The sequence below is a fragment of the Xanthomonas sp. SHU 308 genome, from assembly GCF_000364645.1.
GTDB classification, from domain to species: Bacteria; Pseudomonadota; Gammaproteobacteria; order Xanthomonadales; family Xanthomonadaceae; genus Xanthomonas_A; species Xanthomonas_A sontii.
This window is the reverse complement of sequence record NZ_AQOK01000798.1, coordinates 1-4,247: the sequence shown is the minus strand read 5'-3', so window position 1 is coordinate 4,247 and position 4,247 is coordinate 1. Positions and strand designations below refer to the sequence as shown.

Sequence of the window (4,247 nt, the reverse complement as noted above, 5' to 3'; positions counted from 1 at the left end):
CGCCGGCCTCCGCCGAACCCGCTGCCGCGCCCGCCGACGCCCAGGCGCCGGCACCGCCGCCGCAGGCGCGGCTGTCGCGTCCTCGTTCCGACTCGCACCTGATCGTGCAAGCCGCCTGATCTCCAGCATTCCTTTTCTGAGGTAGCCGCCATGGCCCATTCGGCAGTCGATCACCACGACGAGCACGGGCATCAGCAGAGCTTCGTCGAGCGTTGGTTCTTCTCCACCAACCACAAGGACATCGGCACGCTGTACCTGCTCTTCAGCTTCACCATGTTCGTCATCGGTGCGGCGATGAGCGTGGTGATCCGCGCCGAACTGGCGCAGCCGGGCCTGCAGTTCGTCAAGCCCGAGTTCTTCAACCAGATGACCACCGTGCACGCGCTGGTGATGATCTTCGGCGGGGTGATGCCGGCCTTCGTCGGCCTGGCCAACTGGATGATCCCGCTGCAGATCGGCGCGCCGGACATGGCGCTGCCGCGCATGAACAACTGGTCGTTCTGGCTGCTGCCGGTGGCCTTCACTCTGCTGCTGCTGACCCTGTTCCTGCCCGGCGGCGCGCCGGCCGGCGGCTGGACCATGTATCCGCCGCTGATGCTGCAGGGTGGCTACAACGTCGCCTTCTCGGTGTTCGCCATCCACGTCGCCGGCATCAGCTCGATCATGGGCGCGATCAACATCATCGCCACCGTGCTCAACATGCGCGCGCCGGGCATCGACCTGCTGAAGATGCCGATCTTCTGCTGGGCCTGGCTGATCACCGCGTTCCTGCTGATCGCGGTGATGCCGGTGCTGGCCGGCGCGGTGACCATGCTGCTCACCGACAAGTTCTTCGGCACCTCGTTCTTCAACGCCGCCGGCGGCGGCGACCCGGTGATGTACCAGCACATCTTCTGGTTCTTCGGGCATCCCGAGGTCTACATCATGATCCTGCCGGCGTTCGGCGTGATCAGCGAAATCATCCCGACCTTCAGCCGCAAGCCGCTGTTCGGCTACCAGGCGATGGTCTACGCGATCGCGGCGATCGCGTTCCTGAGCTTCATCGTCTGGGCGCACCACATGTTCACCGTGGGCATGCCGTTGGGCGGCGAGATCTACTTCATGTTCGCCACCATGCTGATCTCCATCCCCACCGGGGTGAAGGTGTTCAACTGGGTCAGCACCATGTGGCAGGGCTCGATGACCTTCGAGTCGCCGATGCTGTGGGCCATCGCCTTCGTCATCCTGTTCACCATCGGCGGTTTCTCCGGGCTGATGCTGGCGATCGTGCCGGCCGACTTCCAGTACCACGACACCTATTTCGTGGTCGCGCACTTCCACTACGTGCTGGTCACCGGCGCGGTGTTCGCGCTGATCGCGGCGGTGTACTACTGGTGGCCGAAGTGGACCGGGCGCATGTACAACGAGGCCTGGGCCAAGTTCCACTTCTGGTGGACGATGCTGTTCGTCAACCTGCTGTTCTTCCCGCAGCACTTCCTCGGCCTGGCCGGCATGCCGCGGCGCATTCCCGACTACAACGTGGTGTTCGCCGACTGGAACCTGGTCAGCTCGATCGGTGCGTTCGGCATGTTCGTCACCCCGTTCCTGATGGCCAGCATCCTGCTGGCGTCGCTGCGCAATGGCGCGCGCGCCGAAGCGCGTTCGTGGGAAGGCGCGCGTGGCCTGGAGTGGACGGTGCCGTCGCCGGCGCCGGCGCACACCTTCACCCTGCCGCCGGTGCTCAAGCCCGGCGACCTGGCCCACGACGACATCAGCCACTGATGACCGCGCAACCGCCGCTCGACGACCTGGTCCTGCGCCGCAAACGTGCGGTGCGCACCGCGCTGGTGGTCGGCGCGGTGGCGCTGGCGATCTACGTCGCCTTCGTCCTCTCGGGGGTGTTGGGCCGATGAACGCGCCAGCGCCGCGGGTGCACAGCAGCGCCGGGCTGTTCAAGCTGGTCGGCGTGGCGCTGGCGGTGTTCGTGCTGACCTTCTCGCTGGTGCCGCTGTACCGCATCGCCTGCGAGAAGGTATTCGGCGTGCGTCTGGAACGCGGCCCCGGCGAAGGGCCGCAGGCTGGCAAGCCGCTGGCGGGCAAGCGCACGGTCACCGTGCAGTTCGATGGCGGGGTGAACTCCAAGCTGCCCTGGTCGTTCCATCCGGAGCAGCTGACCATGCAGGTGGTGCCGGGCGAACTCAACGAGGCGCTGTACTACGCGCACAACGATGGCGCGCACGCCATCGTCGGCAGTGCGGTGCCCTCGGTGGCGCCGGCGCGCGCTTCGGGCTACTTCACCAAGACCGAGTGCTTCTGCTTCACCGCGCAGACCCTGCAGGCTGGGGAGAAGCGCGACATGCCGGTGCGCTTCATCGTCGATCCCAACCTGCCCAGCGACATCAGCACCATCACCCTGTCCTACACCTTCTACAAGAACGATGCGCTGAGCGCGGAACTGGGATCGCCGAAACTGGCCGGTTCCGCGCGCGCGGCTCCCTGACCCGACCGGAATGCCTGCCATGGCCCAGCCCAGCACCGACGCCACCGCCAACGCCTACTACGTGCCCAGCCAGAGCCGCTGGCCGTTCATCGGCTCGATCGCGATGTTCGTGACCATGATCGGCGTGGCCAGTTGGCTCAACGACGCGTCCTGGGGCAAGTGGACCTTCTTCACCGGCATCGCGATGCTGGTGGCGACGCTGTTCATGTGGTTCGGCGATGTGATCCGCGAATCGATCGCCGGACACTACAACCGCCAAGTCGACGTGTCGTTCCGCATGGGCATGGTGTGGTTCATCTTCTCCGAGGTGATGTTCTTCGGCGCCTTCTTCGGCGCGCTGTTCTACACCCGCACTTTCATCCTGCCGTGGCTGGGCGGCGAGGGCGACGGGGTGATGACCAATGCGCTGCTGTGGGACGGCTACTCCGCCGCCTGGCCGACCAACGGCCCGGGCGGCATCGGCGGCCAGTTCCAGACCATCCCGGCCTGGGGCCTGCCGCTGATCAACACGCTGATCCTGCTCAGCTCCGGCGTCACCCTGACCATCGCCCACCACGCGCTCAAGGCCGGCCAGCGCACCCGGCTGATGGTGTTCCAGGCGCTGACCGTGGCGCTGGGCTGCACCTTCCTGTACTTCCAGGCCGAGGAGTACATGCATGCCTACAAGGAACTCAACCTGACCCTGGGCTCGGGCATCTACGGCTCGACCTTCTTCATGCTCACCGGCTTCCACGGCGCGCACGTGCTGCTGGGCACGATCATGCTGCTGGTGATGCTGCTGCGGATCAGCCGCGGCCACTTCAGCCGCGACAACCACTTCGCCTTCGAAGCGGCGGCGTGGTACTGGCACTTCGTCGACGTGGTGTGGCTGGCGCTGTTCCTGTTCGTCTATGTGCTTTGAGGGCTGGAAATAGGGAATCGGGAATGGGGAATCGCAAGCGCGGCTATCGCTTGCGCTCCCGCTTTGCCGATTCTCTTTTCCCGATTCCCCATTCCCGGGTTCTCAGCGGCCAAGTCCATGAGGCTTGATCACTCCGGTATAGATGCCCAGGATCACTAGCAGGATCAGGCACACCGATAGGCCGATGCGCCAGGTCAACGCGTTCACCGTGCGCTTGCTCTGGCCGCGGTCCACCAACAGGTAGTACAGGCCGGCGCCCAGGTTCCACAGGATGAGCAGCAGGAACGCGACGATCAGCAAAGTCTTCAGCGAGTCGTTCATGGGCGTCTCGGCGCATGGTGTGTCCGCATTATGACCCTCGCCGCTGCCTCGCGCGTGGGTGCGCGCCGGCGCATGCCGCTGTGGCTGGGCTGGAGCGTCGCGCTGGCGGTGGCGCTGTGCTTTTGCATGCTTGGCCGCTGGCAGTTGCAGCGCATGCACGAGAAGCAGGCCTTGCTGGCGCAGGCGGCGCATGTGCGCGATCGTCCGCAGACGCTGGCCGATGCGCTGCGTGCGACGCCGCTAGGCCAGTTGCGCTGGGTGCATGGCGCTGGCCGCTTCCTGCCCGGCCAGATCCTGCTCGACAACCAGCTGCGGCAGGGCCGCAGCGGGGTAAAGGTGTACCAGCCGTTCCTGGCCGACGGCGTCGCCGCGCCGCTGCTGGTGGAACTGGGCTGGTTGCCGCTGCCGGCCGACCGCGCGCTGCCGGAACCGGCGCCGTTGCAGGGCCGCTACACGCTGGTCGGCCTGCTCGGGCCGCCACCGTCGCATGGATTGACCCTGGGCCCGGCGCTGGTCGCGGCGCCATCGCCGCAGCGCTGGCTGGCG

General features: G+C 66.3%; 6 protein-coding genes. 5 read left to right on the top strand and 1 reads right to left on the bottom strand.

What is annotated here, in order from left to right; genetic code table 11:
• Positions 1 to 150 precede the first annotated feature (150 nt).
• Genes ctaD through D588_RS0121015 form a run of 4 tightly spaced genes read left to right on the top strand, consistent with a single transcriptional unit; the run spans position 151 to position 3,380 of the window.
• Positions 151 to 1,761: a cytochrome c oxidase subunit I gene (gene ctaD / locus D588_RS0121030; protein WP_017917400.1), complete on the top strand. Its 1,611-nt coding sequence runs from the start codon at positions 151 to 153 to the stop codon at positions 1,759 to 1,761.
• Entirely contained in the window at positions 1,761 to 1,892 is a 132-nt protein-coding gene (locus D588_RS28725; protein ID WP_017914172.1) for a hypothetical protein, read from the top strand. Before ctaD ends, D588_RS28725 begins: the two co-directional genes overlap by 1 nt.
• On the top strand, positions 1,889 to 2,479 hold the full coding sequence (locus tag D588_RS0121020) for a cytochrome c oxidase assembly protein (protein ID WP_017914171.1): 591 nt from the start codon (positions 1,889 to 1,891) through the stop codon (positions 2,477 to 2,479). The genes D588_RS28725 and D588_RS0121020 overlap by 4 nt, the downstream gene beginning before the upstream one ends.
• A 19-nt stretch (positions 2,480 to 2,498) precedes the next feature.
• Positions 2,499 to 3,380: a cytochrome c oxidase subunit 3 gene (locus D588_RS0121015; RefSeq protein ID WP_010341611.1), complete on the top strand. Its 882-nt coding sequence runs from the start codon at positions 2,499 to 2,501 to the stop codon at positions 3,378 to 3,380.
• Positions 3,381 to 3,482: 102 nt separating this feature from the next.
• Here D588_RS0121015 and D588_RS0121010 read toward each other — a convergent pair whose 3' ends face one another.
• Positions 3,483 to 3,701: a twin transmembrane helix small protein gene (locus D588_RS0121010; protein WP_010341612.1), complete on the bottom strand. Its 219-nt coding sequence runs from the start codon at positions 3,699 to 3,701 to the stop codon at positions 3,483 to 3,485.
• Positions 3,702 to 3,731: 30 nt separating this feature from the next.
• On the opposite strand from D588_RS0121010, the gene D588_RS0121005 reads away from it, so the two are divergent.
• The coding region (locus tag D588_RS0121005) for an SURF1 family protein (RefSeq protein ID WP_017917399.1) at positions 3,732 to 4,247 on the top strand (516 nt) is incomplete at its 3' end.

What these genes read in the sequence shown, in the direction of transcription:
- D588_RS28725 (WP_017914172.1), top strand. Translation starts at nt 1,761, where the DNA reads ATGACCGCGCAACCGCCGCTCGACGACCTGGTCCTGCGCCGCAAACGT.
- D588_RS0121015 (WP_010341611.1), top strand. Translation starts at nt 2,499, where the DNA reads ATGGCCCAGCCCAGCACCGACGCCACCGCCAACGCCTACTACGTGCCC.
- ctaD (WP_017917400.1), top strand. Translation starts at nt 151, where the DNA reads ATGGCCCATTCGGCAGTCGATCACCACGACGAGCACGGGCATCAGCAG.
- D588_RS0121010 (WP_010341612.1), bottom strand. Translation starts at nt 3,701, where the DNA reads ATGAACGACTCGCTGAAGACTTTGCTGATCGTCGCGTTCCTGCTGCTC.
- D588_RS0121020 (WP_017914171.1), top strand. Translation starts at nt 1,889, where the DNA reads ATGAACGCGCCAGCGCCGCGGGTGCACAGCAGCGCCGGGCTGTTCAAG.